The organism is Rossellomorea orangium, from assembly GCF_019334305.1.
Taxonomy (GTDB): Bacteria; Bacillota; Bacilli; order Bacillales; family Bacillaceae_B; genus Rossellomorea.
In genome coordinates this window covers 68,108-84,306 of the sequence record NZ_JAHWGH010000014.1, presented here as the reverse complement: position 1 = coordinate 84,306, position 16,199 = coordinate 68,108, and the positions used below count along the sequence as shown (strand labels likewise).

The 16,199-nt window shown below is 45.7% G+C and carries 17 protein-coding genes; 10 read left to right on the top strand and 7 right to left on the bottom strand.

Annotated elements, in window-relative coordinates; all coding sequences use genetic code 11:
* The 4 genes from KYJ26_RS09895 (at nucleotide 1) to KYJ26_RS09880 (ending at nucleotide 3,816) form a co-directional block, all read left to right on the top strand.
* Nucleotides 1-726 (top strand): FeoB small GTPase domain-containing protein, encoded by a 726-nt coding sequence (locus KYJ26_RS09895; protein WP_219167108.1) that lies wholly within the window; start codon nucleotides 1-3, stop codon nucleotides 724-726.
* The gene (locus KYJ26_RS09890; RefSeq protein ID WP_219167814.1) at nucleotides 713-2,104 is read left to right on the top strand and encodes a nucleoside recognition domain-containing protein; all 1,392 of its coding nucleotides are present in this window, start codon (nucleotides 713-715) and stop codon (nucleotides 2,102-2,104) included. The genes KYJ26_RS09895 and KYJ26_RS09890 overlap by 14 nt, the downstream gene beginning before the upstream one ends.
* Nucleotides 2,105-2,213: 109 nt before the next feature.
* Nucleotides 2,214-2,822 (top strand): methyltransferase, encoded by a 609-nt coding sequence (locus tag KYJ26_RS09885; RefSeq protein ID WP_219167812.1) that lies wholly within the window; start codon nucleotides 2,214-2,216, stop codon nucleotides 2,820-2,822.
* 76 nt (nucleotides 2,823-2,898) lie between these two features.
* Complete coding sequence (locus KYJ26_RS09880) at nucleotides 2,899-3,816, top strand: ketopantoate reductase family protein (RefSeq protein WP_219167107.1); 918 nt, start codon at nucleotides 2,899-2,901, stop codon at nucleotides 3,814-3,816.
* Nucleotides 3,817-4,048: 232 nt separating this feature from the next.
* Here the strand turns inward: KYJ26_RS09880 and KYJ26_RS09875 are convergent, their stop codons facing one another.
* Nucleotides 4,049-4,627 carry a biotin transporter BioY gene (locus tag KYJ26_RS09875; protein ID WP_219167106.1) on the bottom strand — a complete coding sequence of 193 codons (579 nt, stop codon included), beginning with the start codon at nucleotides 4,625-4,627 and terminating at the stop codon, nucleotides 4,049-4,051.
* Between the two features lie 89 nt (nucleotides 4,628-4,716).
* Here KYJ26_RS09875 and bioD point away from each other — a divergent pair, with 89 nt between their 5' ends.
* From bioD to KYJ26_RS09860, 3 genes are all read left to right on the top strand, one after another.
* On the top strand, nucleotides 4,717-5,445 hold the full coding sequence (gene bioD / locus KYJ26_RS09870) for a dethiobiotin synthase (protein ID WP_219167105.1): 729 nt from the start codon (nucleotides 4,717-4,719) through the stop codon (nucleotides 5,443-5,445).
* A gap of 13 nt (nucleotides 5,446-5,458) precedes the next feature.
* Nucleotides 5,459-6,778 carry an adenosylmethionine--8-amino-7-oxononanoate transaminase gene (gene bioA / locus KYJ26_RS09865; RefSeq protein ID WP_219167810.1) on the top strand — a complete coding sequence of 440 codons (1,320 nt, stop codon included), beginning with the start codon at nucleotides 5,459-5,461 and terminating at the stop codon, nucleotides 6,776-6,778.
* Nucleotides 6,779-6,978: 200 nt separating this feature from the next.
* Nucleotides 6,979-7,140, top strand: coding sequence for a hypothetical protein (locus tag KYJ26_RS09860; RefSeq protein WP_219167104.1), 162 nt, complete (start codon nucleotides 6,979-6,981; stop codon nucleotides 7,138-7,140).
* Between the two features lie 67 nt (nucleotides 7,141-7,207).
* On the opposite strand, the gene KYJ26_RS09855 is transcribed toward KYJ26_RS09860, so the two are convergent.
* The 6 genes from KYJ26_RS09855 to KYJ26_RS09830 form a co-directional block, all read right to left on the bottom strand.
* On the bottom strand, nucleotides 7,208-8,527 hold the full coding sequence (locus tag KYJ26_RS09855) for a (Fe-S)-binding protein (RefSeq protein WP_219167103.1): 1,320 nt from the start codon (nucleotides 8,525-8,527) through the stop codon (nucleotides 7,208-7,210).
* Entirely contained in the window at nucleotides 8,524-9,936 is a 1,413-nt protein-coding gene (gene glcD / locus KYJ26_RS09850; RefSeq protein ID WP_219167102.1) for a glycolate oxidase subunit GlcD, read from the bottom strand. The genes KYJ26_RS09855 and glcD overlap by 4 nt, the downstream gene beginning before the upstream one ends.
* Before the next feature lie 102 nt (nucleotides 9,937-10,038).
* On the bottom strand, nucleotides 10,039-11,202 hold the full coding sequence (anmK, locus tag KYJ26_RS09845) for an anhydro-N-acetylmuramic acid kinase AnmK (RefSeq protein ID WP_308807555.1): 1,164 nt from the start codon (nucleotides 11,200-11,202) through the stop codon (nucleotides 10,039-10,041).
* The gene (locus tag KYJ26_RS09840) at nucleotides 11,195-12,100 is read right to left on the bottom strand and encodes a BadF/BadG/BcrA/BcrD ATPase family protein (protein ID WP_219167100.1); all 906 of its coding nucleotides are present in this window, start codon (nucleotides 12,098-12,100) and stop codon (nucleotides 11,195-11,197) included. Before KYJ26_RS09840 ends, anmK begins: the two co-directional genes overlap by 8 nt.
* A complete protein-coding gene (locus KYJ26_RS09835; RefSeq protein WP_219167099.1) occupies nucleotides 12,093-13,199 on the bottom strand; it encodes a DUF871 domain-containing protein in 1,107 nt (368 codons plus the stop codon). Before KYJ26_RS09835 ends, KYJ26_RS09840 begins: the two co-directional genes overlap by 8 nt.
* Before the next feature lie 12 nt (nucleotides 13,200-13,211).
* Complete coding sequence (locus tag KYJ26_RS09830) at nucleotides 13,212-13,550, bottom strand: PTS lactose/cellobiose transporter subunit IIA (protein WP_219167098.1); 339 nt, start codon at nucleotides 13,548-13,550, stop codon at nucleotides 13,212-13,214.
* A 160-nt stretch (nucleotides 13,551-13,710) separates the two neighbouring features.
* Here KYJ26_RS09830 and KYJ26_RS09825 point away from each other — a divergent pair, with 160 nt between their 5' ends.
* The 3 genes from KYJ26_RS09825 to KYJ26_RS09815 are packed head-to-tail and all read left to right on the top strand — an operon-like array spanning nucleotide 13,711 to nucleotide 16,193.
* The gene (locus tag KYJ26_RS09825) at nucleotides 13,711-14,577 is read left to right on the top strand and encodes a MurR/RpiR family transcriptional regulator (protein ID WP_219167097.1); all 867 of its coding nucleotides are present in this window, start codon (nucleotides 13,711-13,713) and stop codon (nucleotides 14,575-14,577) included.
* Nucleotides 14,578-14,579: 2 nt separating this feature from the next.
* Nucleotides 14,580-14,885, top strand: coding sequence for a PTS sugar transporter subunit IIB (locus tag KYJ26_RS09820; protein ID WP_219167096.1), 306 nt, complete (start codon nucleotides 14,580-14,582; stop codon nucleotides 14,883-14,885).
* 27 nt (nucleotides 14,886-14,912) lie between these two features.
* Nucleotides 14,913-16,193: a PTS sugar transporter subunit IIC gene (locus KYJ26_RS09815; RefSeq protein WP_219167095.1), complete on the top strand. Its 1,281-nt coding sequence runs from the start codon at nucleotides 14,913-14,915 to the stop codon at nucleotides 16,191-16,193.
* Nucleotides 16,194-16,199 lie beyond the last annotated feature (6 nt).

Below are 16,199 nucleotides of genomic sequence, written 5' to 3'. Positions count from 1 at the left end.
ATGGATTCATACAGAATCGCTCTTGCGGGAAATCCGAATACAGGAAAAAGTACGTTATTCAATCTGTTGACCGGCTTACGTCAGCACACCGGAAACTGGCCGGGAAAAACCGTCATTCACGCTGAAGGTGAGTTCAAGCACAACGGATCGGATTTTACCATTGTTGATCTGCCAGGAACGTACTCTCTTTATTCCAATTCGGCGGACGAAGAGGTCGCCCGCGATTATATTATTTTCGATAAACCCGATGTGACGCTTGTGGTCCTCGATGCAACGTCCTTGGAAAGAAATATGAACCTCGCACTACAAGTGATGGAAATGACGGACCGGGTGATCGTGGCCCTTAACTTAATGGACGAAGCAAAGAAAAAAGGAATTGAAGTAAATAGTGTGGCGCTCAGTGAAAAACTTGGTGTACCTGTCGTGAAGATATCGGCAAGAAATAAAACGGGCATCAAAGAGTTATTGGATACCGTCCATGAAATGGCGCAAGGAAATGTACCGACCACTCCGTATCGCATGACCTATTCAGAGGATATCGAAGCAAAAATTGAAGAACTCTCACCCAAAGTACGGCAAATGATTGGGGATGAGTTTCCGATTCGATGGATTTCCTTGCGTTTATTAGATGGTGATGAAAGTATACTAAACTCGTTAAATGGTTACTTCCGGAGGGAACGTAAGGGAGGAGGAATGACGAATGTCTCAATCAATGCAACCACATGAAGGAGATCAGGGCCTCGCGTATTTATTCAATCATGCCAAGGGGATGTCGAGTGACAACCTTCGGGATGAAATCGTCGAAAACATTTATTCGACAAGCAGAGGGATCTGCCAGGAAGTCGTGAAGTACAAAAATAAAGATCGAATTCATTCAGAAAAGCTAGATAAAGTGCTGACTTCTCCGATTTGGGGATTTCCGATCATGCTTGCCATGCTTGGTGCGGTCTTCTATCTGACCATCGCCGGGGCAAACGTCCCATCAGGTATGCTTGCAGAAGGATTTGCCTGGATGGAGGGACAACTGACCCTGCTCTTTAATGCCATGAATGCACCTGCATGGCTCCATGGTGTGCTGGTACTCGGTTTCTTCAGGGGTACAGGGTGGGTCATCAGCGTCATGCTTCCGCCTATGGCGATCTTCTTTCCGGCGTTTGCACTGCTTGAGAACTACGGATATTTACCACGGGTTGCCTTTAACATGGATCGCCTCTTTAAGAAGGCAGGGGGACATGGAAAGCAATCCTTGACGATGGCAATGGGCTTCGGATGTAACGCTGCTGCCATCATGTCGACCAGAATCATTGAATCCCCTAGAGAACGTATGCTTGCCATCCTGACGAATAACTTTGTTCCTTGTAATGGACGCTGGCCGACACTGATCCTGCTCGCTTCTTTATTCATGGCAGCAGGATATGCAGGGGGAATGGCTTCCCTTGTGACGGCAGGAATGGTCATGACCATGGTGTTGATCGGGATTACCGTGACCATTGCTGTATCGTGGGTGTTATCCAAAACAGCCCTTAAAGGGGTTCCGACTCATTACACACTTGAGTTGCCGCCATACCGTCGCCCAAAAATCTGGAATACCGTGTTACGTTCCAGTCTTGATAAATCATGGTATGTGTTAAAAAGAGCTGTGATCGTGGCAGCGCCAGCTTCAATCATCACGTGGATCATTGCCAATATCAATATCGGTGACACGAGCATTCTTATGCATTTCGTCAATTTCCTTGATCCATTCGGGCAGGCTCTCGGCATGGATGGGTTCATCATGGCAGCCTTCATCATCGGACTTCCTGCCAACGAAATTGTCGTGCCGATTCTGATCATGGCCTATCTTTCCCAGGGAGCGATGCTTGAGCTTGATGATCTGACAGAATTAAAAGCGGTTTTCGTCAGTCATGGATGGACTTGGTTAACGGCACTCAATATGATGCTCTTTTCACTGCTCCATTTCCCTTGCGGCACGACCCTTGTGAATATTTATAAAGAAACGAAAAGCAAGAAATGGACGTTCATGTCCTTTGCGATCCCCACAGCGATTGCCATCGGTGTTACATTCCTTGTAGCCACCATTGTCAGGGCACTGGGCTGGGTGTAAGAAAGAAGAAAGCAAATCCTTTTAAGGGGTTTGCTTTTTTTTGTCTGAAAGAAGTGGGAAATCGTGGTACGATGGAAGAATATACGGCGGGTTCCATAAGGAGAGCAAAATGAAAGATTATGACTATGATACATTATTGAATATAAAAACCGGAGACCGGCAAATAGGATTTCATAGATCCTTTCATTATCATCGTTACGAACCGACTCCCTACGAGGCACTCCAGGAATTGTTTCAACATTATGAGCTGAAAAGCAGTGACCGGGTGGTGGATTTCGGTTGTGGCAAAGGAAGACTGAACTTCTTCATCCATCATCTCTTCGATTCGTCGGTGGTCGGGGTGGAAATGAACGATGAATTCTACGAAGACAGCATGAAAAATCTCGATGCTTATCGGAAAAAAGTGAAAGTCAGAACGGGTGCGATAACATTCCACCATTGTCTGGCAGAAGAATATGATATCCATCCAAACGATAATCGTTTCTACTTTTTTAACCCTTTTTCTGTACAAGTCTTTATGAAAGTCATCAATAACATTCTCTTTTCAGTCGAATCCTTTCCACGTGACATTGAAATCCTTTTGTATTACAGCTCAGATGACTATGTTCATTACTTAAATGATCACCCGTTATTCCAGCTGCGAAAAGAGGTTTCTTTAACGGGGGAGTATGAGAGCAATGAATATGAGCGATTTCTGGTGTACGGGTTGATGTATTAATCAGGATTTTTGATTTATCCGCTTTCATGTCGGAGAATGAAGTGGAAGAATGAAATAGAGAGGGAGGCGGATGAAAATGAGAATATTGATTGTCGGTGCAGGTGCCGTCGGTGGTTATTTCGGAGGCAGATTGATCGAGAAGGGTGAGGACGTCACATTTCTTGTCCGGGAAAGAAGGGAACATCAGCTGAGAGAACATGGATTGCAAATCGAAAGCGTCCACGGTGATTTTCACAGTCAGCCGAAAACCATTAAAACAGGTGAGAAATCAGAACCATTTGATGCCGTCATCTTGTCTACCAAGGCCTATCATCTGAAAGGGGCGATTGAAAGTCTATTGCCTTATGTTGGCGAAGACACGATGATCCTCCCGTTGTTGAATGGGATGTCTCACGTGGACGACCTGATCGAAGCCTTCGGGGAAGAAAAAGTGATAGGCGGGTTGTGCTTCGTTGAATCGACTCTTGATGGTACTGGGAAGGTCCTTCAGACCAGTCCGATCCATGACCTGGTGTTCGGGGAAAGGAACGGGGAGCGGACAGAAAGAATCACGAAGCTAGAACAAGCCTTCTCAGGAACGAAAGCGCACTTCCGATTATCCGACACCATCACTCAGGAAATGTGGCATAAATATCTCTTCATCACGACCTTGTCAGGTGTCACATCCCTTTATCGTGCACCGATTGGTCCAATCAGGGAGATGGATGAGGGAGCGGATAAGATCAAGGCGGTCCTTTCTCAGGCAGCAACGGTCATGAGGAAATTGGATGCTCCCCTTTCTGAGAATATCGAAGAAGCCCTCTTCGACAAAATCAAGGGAATGGGTTACAGCATGAAGTCTTCTCTCCAGCGTGATATGGAGAAAAATCTTTCAGTTGAGGCCGATCATTTATACGGTTATTTGTTGAGGACTGCAGAAAGTCATGATGTGAAGGTTCCTGATTTGCGGTTGATTTACGGGAATTTGAAGATTTATGAGGTTGCCAGTCAATAAGTGTAGGAAACATCAGATGCCTTTTGTGGTGTCTGGTGTTTTTTTGTTGTTATGGTTATGTTCATGTTGAGCTGTTGAATATTTGGGGAAAGAAAGCAGCTGAATCAGAGAGGATAATTCACCTGCTGAAAAATAAAGAAAAGTCAGCAGCTAATTTATCTAAAACATTTAGCTGCTGAATATCCAGGAGAAATCAGCAGCTGAACTATTTTGAACCATCCACTCTATCAATCTACTTATGAAACGCAACAAGAACCTTCCTGACCGGTGCCAGTTTAGACAATCTATGAACAGCCACCATGGAAACAACGGTGACGATGATATCCAGCGGGAGATACGTCACCATCCAACCCCAGGCAACACCGTAGCTGAATCCATTCGGTGCATCTACCCAGAAAGTAAGTGCCAGATACATGAAGTTCGTACCGATTATGTAATTGAACAATAAGGCAGATACCCCTGCGATAACGTAGCCTGAAAATGAACGGACCTTTGTCAAGATCAAACCCACGATGAACGCAACCGCTATAAAAGATAAAACAAATCCAAAGGTAGGACTGAGGATGCTTGCAGGACCCCCTTTAAACTGGGCAAAGACCGGGGCCCCGATCAATCCAAGTGCTACATACAAAAGCATCGCTTTCGCTCCGACCCTGCTTCCGAGCATCCCTCCGGCGATGATGGCAAACATGAGCTGAAGGGTCACTGGAACCCCACCGATCATTAAAAATGGGGATACATTCGCTCCCACTGCCATTAAGGCGGCAAAAAGGCCGCATAAGACTAATTCCCTGGTTTTTCCCATTTGCATTTTCTCCTCCTAAAAACTGTGGTATGATTGATATTATCTTAAATGTTAACCTATTTGTAAATATGGTTAACATAAAAGGAGGAGAAAAATTGAAAGGTTTTTTTATCACCGGAACCGATACAGAGATCGGTAAGACGTTAACCACCGGGCTATTGGCAAAGTATTTCCTGGATGAAGGCATCGATGTATTTCCCTATAAGCCTGTGCAAAGTGGGGCGATAAGGAAGAATGATAGATTGGTTGCACCTGATACGGAATTCTATGAAAAGGTTACGAAACGCACTTTTGGGAGTGATGCAAATACATACGTATTGGAAACACCAAGCTCTCCTCATCTGGCCGCATCAATCGACGGTGTGTCGATCGAGCTTGAGCCGATTGTAGAGCAGGTGAAGAAGTTACGAAACGCCCATGAACTCCTTCTTATAGAAGGGGCGGGAGGCTTGATCGTTCCTTTGAACGAAGAGGAAACCATTTTGGATTTGATTGATAGAGTGTCCCTGCCAGTCATTCTGGTTGCACGTGCGGGCCTCGGTACCATCAATCATACGGTTCTGTCCGTGATGGCGTTGAAACAGAGAAAAATTCGAATTGCAGGGATTGTCCTGAATCAAACTTCTCCAAATGAGATGGAGGAAATCGAACGGGATAATAAACGGATGATAGAAAAGTTGACTGAAGTACCTGTAATCGGCTCCCTGCCTTACATAACACAAGAAGCTTTAAATGAAGTAAATATGCAAGACCTATTCGGAAATTGGAAAATGGAAGTGTTGAGGGAGGTTGTTCAAAGTGAATCAGCAACAGTTAATCGATAAAAGCAGTCAGTATATGTGGCTGCCATTTACGCAAATGAAGGATTACGATGAGAACCCATTAGTGATTGAAAGCGGGGAGGGTGTATATTTACGGGACATCTACGGGCGTGAATATCTTGACGGTTATTCGTCTCTTTGGCTCAATGTACACGGCCATCGCAATGAGGAAATCAATCAGGCCATCAAGGATCAGCTCGATAAAATTTCTCATTCCACCTTGCTCGGTGCAACGAATGTACCCTCCATATTATTGGCAGAAAAGCTGGTATCACTTTCGCCGGAAAGATTAAAGAGAGTGTTTTATTCAGACAGTGGCGCTACTTCGGTTGAAATCGCCATTAAAATGGCTTATCAATATTGGCAAAATAAAGGCAGACCTGAAAAGCAGAAGTTTATCACGCTTCAAAATGCGTACCACGGTGATACAGTAGGTGCAATCAGTGTGGGGAAAGTAGATATTTTTCATCGTGTTTACAAAACACTTATGTTTGATTCTCTTGTAGCTCCTTTCCCCGATGTGGTTAATCACCCCGATTTAACGGATGAAGGTGAGATTAGGGAGCGGGCACTTCTTGATTTGGAGGCGATCTTTCAAAAACATCATCATGAAATTGCCGGTATGACAGTGGAATCGTTGATACAGGGAGCAGGAGGCATGAATATTATGCCCGCGGGCTACTTTAAGGGGGTTGAACAACTTTGCCGCAAATATGAGATTCTTCTTATAGTGGATGAAGTAGCGACCGGCTTCGGGCGTACCGGGAAAATGTTTGCTGTCGAGCATGAACATGTGCAGCCCGACATCATGACAGTGGCGAAAGGGATCACAGGGGGATATCTTCCCATCGCCGCCACCCTCACAACAGAAGAAATCTACGAAGCGTTCTATGATGATTACACATCACTGAAGACTTTCTTCCACGGGCATTCGTATACAGGAAATCAACTTGGTTGTGCTGCGGCATTGGCGAATCTCGAAATCTATGAAAGAGATGGTCTGATAGGGAAGGTACAGGACAAAACAGAAATCATCCACTCTTTATTGGCACCATTGAACGAACATTCCCATGTTAGCAGTATCAGGCAGCTTGGGATGATCTGCGGAATCGAACTCGTTCAAGACAAAATATCGAAAACCCCATTTCCATGGGAAGACAGAATCGGCTATTGGACGACGATCAAAATGCGGGAGCTGGGCATGCTGACCCGTCCGATAGGTGATACCATCGTCTTCATGCCGCCACTTGTCACAACCGAAGCGGAACTTGAGAAAATGATTCAAATCATGACAGAGGCCATCGACATCACCACCAAAGAAGCGGTCGGTGTATAAGAAGAGTAGTTGAGGGACGGACCTTTAATAAGGGTTCGTCTTTTTTGGTGATCTTGTAACTAAAGTGAGTGTACCAGGTAGAAAAGCCAGAAATTGTACCTGGTACAAAAAATTCAATCTCCAATAAAGAAAAAGAAACCATTCCCCCATCTGAAACGTAAATAACCATATAATCCATCCTTACCAAAGGGAGGCTTCTCATGAACAAACTCATTTCAATAAGCGCCGTGCTCGTTGCCATCTCCACTATCATCATCTGGCTCACAACCAGCGCCGCCAATGCACTCTCACTGCTTGCAACCTATGGAATTGTCCTGTCTTTCCTCGTCTACTTTTTATTCTTTAAGAGAAGAAATCAATAAAGGAGGGACGGACCTCCAACCATCCTTTTGCCAGAGGCAAAAGGATGGCTTGAGAGGTCCGTCCCTCTTATTCGACTGCTTCCAATAGGAAGTCGACGATGTGGATGGCCCGCATGGTGTCAGACAGGCCTTCTCGTTCGATGCCGAGTTTCATTTGGAGGAGACAGCCCGGGTTTGATGTGATGATGGTGGTGGCCCGGGTGTTTTCGACGTTATCCATTTTGTGATCGAGGATCTTCATGGACATGTCGGATTCGACGATATTGTAGATGCCCGCAGATCCACAGCAGTGGTCGGCCTGTTTCATCTCAACGTAATCGGCTCCTTCCACGGATTGAAGGAGGAGTCTTGGTTCCATGAATGTTCTCTGCACGTTTCGAAGATGACAGGAATCCTGGTACGTGATTCGCTGAGGTGAAACATTCAATTCCGCTTTATGGAACTCTAATTCAACCAAAATCGAAGAGATGTCCCTGATCTTATTTTTAAATGAGACAGCACGTTCTTTCCACTCTGGATCATCTTTCAGTAAGTGATCATAATCGACGAGGAAGGCTCCGCATCCTCCGGCATTGGTGATGATGTAATCAATCTCGGCTTCTTCAAATGCCTCGATGTTTCGCCTGGCCAATTCCTTTGCAGCATCCTTTTCACCACTGTGTCCATGCAAGGCCCCACAGCAGGTTTGCGCCTTTGGAATCACGATGTCACAGCCTGCCAGCTGGAGCAACTTGGTTGTGGCATTATTCGTTTCCAGAAACATTGTATCCATCAAGCAACCGGAGAAGAAAGCGACGTTTTTCCGAACCGCCCCTATTGACGTAAGGGCAGTTGGGCGATTCTTCATCTCTTTCAGTCTTGGTACTTGTGGGAGTACACGTTCCATGGTTGCCATACTTTCAGGGAACAGCTTCATCACGCCAGTCGTGTAAAAGGCTTTTTGCAATCCGGACCGTTGGTATATCCCGAGAAGGTTCGTGACCATTCTCATTCTATCTGGATGAGGGAATAATCCTTCGAATACGGTCTTTCTAACAACCCGGACTGGGAAGGAATGTTTTTTATTTTGATTGATGATATCCCGCGCTTCCTCCAGTAAATGTCCGTAATTGACGCCAGAAGGACATACCGGTTCACAGGCCCTGCAACCGAGACACAGATCGAGAGTACGCTCGACTTCTTCATCAGGTTCGATGACCCCATCGACGACTGCCTTCATCAAGGCGATTCGTCCACGGGGGGAGTGGGATTCCTTGAATCCCGATTCGATATAGGTAGGGCAGGAGGGAAGACAGAACCCGCATCTCATGCAATTCAATAGTTCATCTTCATTCATACGGGTCTTGAATTCTTGTTGTATCTTTTGCTTTTCCTGGACTGTTGTCATCGTGAAATCACCACACGTTTTCTTGATTCTTTGGCAAATACCTTATTGGGATTCATAATATTGTTCGGATCGAAAGATTGTTTAATCATCTTCATGGCGTTGATTCCTTCAGCACCAAGTTTCCATTCGAGGTAAGGGGCTTTCATCATACCGACACCGTGTTCTCCGGTAATGGTACCGCCCAATTCAATAGCGTGGGCGAAGATTTCTTCAAAGGCCGCTTCGACCCGCTCCATTTCATCACGGTCCCTGGTGTCTGTCGCAACGGTCGGGTGAAGGTTTCCGTCCCCTGCATGTCCAAAGGTACAGATCTTTACCCCGTGTCGCTCTGCTATATCATTGATCGCTTTCACCATCTTCGCAATTTCTGAGCGGGGGACCGTCGCATCTTCCAAAATCGTTGTCGGTTTGAGGCGGGCAAGAGCCGATAGGGCAGAACGTCTGGCGGTGCGAAGAGCATCCGCTTCGATTTCGGTTTTTGCCAGTTGGACGGATACCGCGTCATTCTGCAAACATACTTCTTCCATCCGTTTCATATCACGTGCGACGACTTCCGGAGGGCCATCCTGTTCAATCAGGAGGACGGCTTTTACGTCCGTTGGCAGACCGATCTTGGCAAAGTCCTCAACGACTTCCAATGTAGGTTGATCTAAGAACTCAAGGGTCGTCGGAATGATCCGATTGGAAATGATGTTCGACACACTTTTTGCCGCTGCTTCTATATCCTGATATAGGGCAAGCATCGTCTGTTTGGCTTCCGGCATGGGAACGAGCTTTAATGTTGCTTCGGTGATGACACAAAGTGTTCCTTCTGAGCCGACAAACAGCCGGGTCAAGTCATATCCTGCTACGTCTTTCGCAAGTTTTCCCCCGGTACGGATGATATCTCCATTGGGAAGGACCGCTTCAAGGGCGAGTACATAATCACGTGTAACACCATATTTCAATCCCCTCAGTCCACCTGAATTTTCATTGATATTCCCACCGATCGTGGAGATTTTCATAGAACTCGGATCCGGTGGATAGAATAGTCCCTTGGCTTCAACGGCGTGAATCAGATCCAGGGTCACCACACCAGGCTGGACGGTGATCGTTAAGTTTTCTTCATCCAATTCGAGTATGTTGTTCATATGGGTGAAAAGAAGGACAAGACCACCTTCAGTAGGGCATGTTCCCGCGCAAAGATTCGTTCCGGATCCTCTCGGGACAATGGGGATGCCGTGCTCATGACAGATTTTCACGATTTCCGCTACTTCGTTTGTGGAACGCGGAACGATGACCGCATCGGGCATGGATTGGTAATTGGGTGTTGCATCATAGGAATACACAAGCTTCTCAGCAGGAGTATCACGGTAATTGTCTTCGCCGACGATTCCAATGAACTTCTTTTTAATATCTGAAGTGATCATTCTAATTTCCACCTTTTTTTACATGTTTTTCAATTCTTTCCGAAAAAGACTAGAGAGACGGTACCCGACTCAAGATCAAGGTCCGTCCCTCAAGATAATAGTTTATTTTTTGATAGGGCAGGGGGTGATGGATCCGAGGATGACGGGTTTTTTCGCGCCGGTTGCTCCTGGGACGTTGCTCGAATTGCCATGCAGGGTTTCGTTGGCCAATAAGGCAAAGGCGATCGCTTCCTTGGCATCTGAGGAGTACCCGATTTCTTCCTGGGTGATGATCGTCACTTCAGGGAGAAGTTCCCGCATCATGTGGAGAAGTGTCCCGTTATAACTTCCCCCGCCGCCGATGATCACCTCTTTGATGGGGTGTTCTGGGAAGATGAACGTCTTATACGCATCCGAAATCGAAAGAGCGGTAAAGTAGGTGGCCGTCGCTATCAGATCTTCTTTCGATAGATCGCCATATTCCTGAAGGATCCGGTTCACGAATACCTCGCCAAACAGTTCCCGCCCTGTGGATTTAGGCGGTGCTTTTTTGAAAAATTCCTTTTCCCATTCCATCCATGCCCTTGCGGCTTCCGGATGTATAGTGCCTTTGGCTGCAATCGTTCCATCTTCGTCATAAGACAAGCCGAATAGCTTCTCACAAAGTCCATCCATCACCATATTTCCAGGGCCTGTATCGAACGCGAACACGTCATCAAGAGAACAATCTTCCGGTAAGACCGTCACATTCCCTATCCCTCCGATATTCTGGAGTAGTCTGCCTTCGTCCTTTCGTCGGTAAAGGAGAAACTCTGTATACGGGACGAGGGGAGCACCTTCACCTCCTGCCGCCATATCCATGGAACGGAAATTGGACACGACCTGTGTATTGGTCCTATAGGCAATCACGCTCGGTTCCCCGATTTGAAGGGTGCAAGCCACCGAATCCTCCGTGTTGAACGGCTGATGATAGACCGTTTGGCCATGGGAGCCGATAAAGCTGAGGTCTTCAACTGAAATGGTTGCTTCCTGACACACCTTCAACACGGCATCTGCATAAACCTCCCCTAATTCAAAGTGAAGACTTGATAGGAGGGGAGTAGAGGAGTCGGTCGGACTCATCACATCAAATATTTTCTTTTTTACCTGCTGAGGGAAGGGGGCGGTTGAATAATGAACCAGCTCCACCACCGTATCCGTACCGGCTCCCTCAATGGAAACAAGGGCTGCATCCACTCCGTCAACAGACGTACCGGACATTAATCCTACTGCTAAACGCTTACTCACATCTATACCTCCCTGCCTGTATGGCTTCAACCACATCCACCGCACCTGTCGCAGGGGATGTGGAATCGACGATAAAGGTTGTATCGTTAAAACGTCTTTCGATCGTTTCTTTAAAAATAGATTGCACAACCGGATTCTGCTCAAGGACACTGCCTTTTAAAGCAATGACCGGTTTAGACTCAATCTGTAACTTCTCGATCAAGGCGATCGCTTGCCTGGCAAGCTGTTCGCCGGCGGTTTTTAATAAATGAAGCGCACTTTTATCGTGGGCTTCTGCTTCCTTATGGATCACTTTCGCGAGCTGGGCAATTTCGCCTTTGGTAGAAGCGTAGATGAACCCCTTTAATCCTTTGGCATCACTTGCGTTGATTTCGTTCAGAAGGCTGCGGGAGAGGGGAGAGAGGGGAATGCCGTAGTCCAATTCCTCTACAATCTGTTTACTTGCCTGGATGGCGAGGTGATAGGCACTTCCTTCATCCCCAAGTAAGTGCCCCCATCCACCGGTTGTTCCTTCCCGATTTCCGTTTCTTCCGTAACAAATCGATCCTGTTCCCGCAATCGTCATGACACCATTCCGATTTCCAATCAAACTGAAGTAAGCAAGAGTGGCATCATTTAATAGAATGATGGGTAAAGAAGTCATGCGTTCCAGTTCCGATTTGATCCTTTGAGAGAGGTCCCCCGATCCCCCTCCAGCCATCCCGATCACTATATGGGAAACGCCCGTCTGATCCAGACATTGTTGAACAACAGAGGATAGATTTCTCAACGCTTCCTCATACGAAACAGACGGGTTACCGTGGCCAGATAAGCTTTGGAACAGGATATTCTTCTTCATATCAAGAACAAGTCCCTGAACTTTCGTACCTCCTGCATCGATGCCTATCACTCTAGCCATCTATAGAAACCTTTCCTGACTGAAAGGCAAATTTGCTCCACGGCTTCAAATAATCCAATAGGAAGATTTCTTCTTCACGGATCCGTCCCACTACATTTGTTTTCCCGGAATTCTCCATATCCTGAAGAGCGATCTGAAGTTCTCCCGCATATTGGGCGTACAAATCATTTTCAATGATGATGTCCCCGCGTTTGATCTCTCTCGTGTTATGAGGAGCGAATTCTCGTCCTCTATATTTGACTCTGCTTTGAGTGGAACGGATCATATAATCCGATACGTCTCCCCGGTAAAAGTGAGGTTCTTCAAAGATAATCGTTTTTTCTAAATCGGTGGTCGTTTCATAGGTTTCGACCGTAAATGTTAGCTTGGAAGTGTTCAGTGTGCTAAGGAGCTGCATTTCACGTTCAGATGCATAAGCGTTGCTGATGATGACGTCATCAATCAACCCGGTGGCAAAAAGATGTTTTGCCTGGACATCGATTGGAAGGGTACGATGCATTTCTAATGTAGGAAGGCCTTCCGTGACCGGCCAGGGACCGAATGTCGCATCAGAAGAAGAGACAAATGCAGCAGTTCTCATCCCAAAGTCTTTAAATTTTTGGCTGCATTCAATAAAGAATGGATAAGATAAACCGGAATATCGGTGAGGATAGAAATTATGGCAACCTAATAACTGATCCTTATTGGGTTGGTATGTCATGATATTGTCGATGTATTTCGTAGCGTTACTCATATTCAGTTCAATCTTCAAATCATAAGGGTTGTAAGACATCATCGATTCTTCATGACCTGTATACCCAAGGTCAAGGCGGATACCATTAGCACCGAGATCAGCAAAGAAGGACAGGTCATCATAAGAGATATCGAGCTCTTTAAAGATACGTGGACTGATGTCAGCAATGACTTCCATGTTCTTCTCCCGGGCAAATTTAATCGTTTCTTTGAAGTTCGAGATGATCCCGTCCTTGTCCCCATCAACGGATAATAAACAGGTAAATACACGCTTAAATCCATAAGAAGCAGCAAGTGCCAAATATTCTTTATCTTTTTCTGTGGTAGAATGGTTTGGGTAGATTGAAACGCCAAGTTTTTTACTCATCGTGATGCCTCCTTAATTCGATTTGCTTTCAAGGGTTTGGATTCTCTTCAACATCGGGATCATCTGCTCTATTAATGAGATTTCACTGATTGAGGTCATCAAGTGGTCCTGTGCATGGATCATGAGAAGAGATTTTTCAAATTCTTCCCCGTTGATTTCTGCCTGGATCAGGCTAGTTTGTGTCTTGTGTGCTTTATTCAGTTCTTCATGGGCTGTTTTCACCATTTCTTCCGCTTCATCGAACTTTCCTTCATGTGCTTTTGCAAGGGCTTCATAAGCCGTACTCTTCGCATTTCCGCCATTCGATATAATTTCAAAAATCTCCATTTCTACGTTGCGAACTTCTGCCATTGTCTATTCCTCCCTAACCCTTTTTAGAACTTTTTTCTACAAAAATAGTAAAATAAAAATTTAAATATTTTAAAATAATATTGAAATTTAATTTCATTATCGCATATAATCATATTAAACTGAAAGCCTTTTCAAGACAATCATTTTTTTGGAGGTGACTATGACAGAATTTCAGGTTTTAAAGCACATCAAAAGTCAGATGGAAAGCTACACACCATCTGAAATAGCAGTTGCTCAATACGTGCTGGAGTTTCCGGAGAAAGTGATGGAAATGACGACGAAGCAACTTTCACAATCATGTGGCAGCAGTGAAGCAGCCATCATCCGGTTCTGCAAACGAATCGGGATCAATAGCTTCAGCGGCTTGAAAATCGAGCTTGCCAAAAGCACGAACATCGAAGAAACGAAAAGTCATGACATCAATACGCTTCTTCATTTTGAAGATAATCTTGAAACGGTCTTCAATAAAGTATTGGTCAACACGTATCAAGCGATCAAGAATACGGAGAAGCTTTTTTCCATCGATGAGCTGGATCGGGCAGTGAACGCGTTTCACGAGGCAGAAAGAGTCTATCTGTATGGAGTCGGCGGTTCCGCTGTCGTAGCAGAAGATTTCACACAAAAATTGTTGAGGCTGAACTACCTGGCGTTTCAGGCAAGTGACATCCATGTCCAGATGATGATGGCAGCAAACTTAACAGAGAGAGACGTTTTGTTCGTCGTATCGACTTCAGGGCAGACAAAAGAAATTTTGAAACTGATGAATGTCGCACAGGAAAAAGGAGCAACCATCGTACTCCTTACCCAGCACGGGAAATCACCGGCAAGAAAGCTCGCCGATATTGTATTGACTATTTCCGAAGAGGAACACAATATCCGAATCGGTACCATGACGGCAAGAATTGCTCAACTCGTCGTGATCGACGCTTTATTCGTGGCATTATGCATGAAAAAAGGACATGGCGTTTACGAGCAAATTATTCATACGCATGAAGTGGTTCAACGAATGAAAGAGGAGGAGGATTAGGGATGAAAGTATTATTTGTATGTTCTGGAGGTATGTCCAGTGCCATCGTCGTCAATGCCCTGAAGAAAGAGGGAACAAAAGAGGGAATCGAGATGGAAGTGCACGCCATCGGAACAGGGGAAGTATCCGAAGAGATCTCAAAGGGGTGGGATGTCTGTATGGTAGCACCTCAGATCAGACACCGTTTTGAACAAGTGAAGAAAGCCGCCGATGAAGCGAATGTTCCTTGTGGGCCGATTCCTCCGCAGGCTTATACACCACTTGGTGGTCCGACTTTACTGAAAACAGTAAAAGAATTAACCAACTAATTAAATAGGAAACAAGGGGGTAGTAACATGCAAAAGTTTGTGAACTTTCTGGAGAACAATCTGTCAGGTCCGATGGCCAGACTCTCAGAACAAAGGCATTTGCAAGCAATCCGGGATGGGGTTATTTCAGCACTGCCATTTATTATCGTTGGTTCATTCTTCCTGATTTTAGCGTTCCCGCCACTGCCGGACGCCGGAGTATTCGGTGACATCAAGCAGTGGGCCGCTGACAACATCGTTGAGATCCTGATTCCGTACCGGCTGACCATGTTCATCATGTCGCTCTATATAGCCTTCGGGATCGGATATAATCTCTCGAAAAGCTATAAATTGGATCCGTTATCCGGTGCACAGATTTCAGTCGCCGCACTATTATTGACGATCACACCGAAAGTCATGGACGGAGAAGGCTGGGTCCTTCCGATGACCAACCTTGGAGGTCACGGATTATTCGTCGCCATGGTCGTCTCGATCCTTGCAGTCGAAATCTTAAGATTCTGTAAAACGAAGAACATCACGATCAAAATGCCTGAGCAAGTACCGGCATCCGTTTCACGAAGCTTTGAAGCACTTATACCTGTAGCAATTGTCATTTTATTAGTATCTTCCGTAACGGTTTTAGCCGGAGTTGATTTGCATCATTTAGTCGGTGTGGCAGTTGCTCCATTGGTTACGGCAGGGGACAGCATTTTTGGTGTGTTGGTACCGGTCTTCCTGATCGATTTCTTCTGGTCATTCGGGATTCACGGTGTATCTGTCGTAGGAACAGTAGCACGTCCCCTTTGGGAAGTATTCCTTGTAAACAATGCGGATGCTGTTGCCAGCGGCGGCGCCATTCCACATATCGCTCCCGAAACGTTCTATCAATGGTTCATTTGGATCGGTGGATCAGGTGCGACGCTTGGATTGGTTCTTGCGATGGTCTTCTTCTCCCGTTCCAAATATTTAAAAGCATTAGGGAAGACATGTCTTGTACCGGGTCTTTTCAATATCAATGAGCCTGTCATTTTTGGTGCTCCCATTGTATTGAACCCGATCTTGATCATTCCTTTCATCACGGTTCCACTGATTACAGCAACGATATCATACGTGGCAACAAGCATCGGGCTAGTATCACCAACCTATATCATGCCGCCTTGGACACTTCCGGCACCAATCGGAGCGTACCTGGCAACAGGTGGTGACTGGAGAGCGATCGTCATGGTTCTTATCAACATCGGAATCTCGTTCTCAATCTACTTCCCATTCTTAAAAATGTACGACAAGAAAATGTTAAAAATGGAAGAAAGCGATCAACAAGCGGCGTAGAAAAGC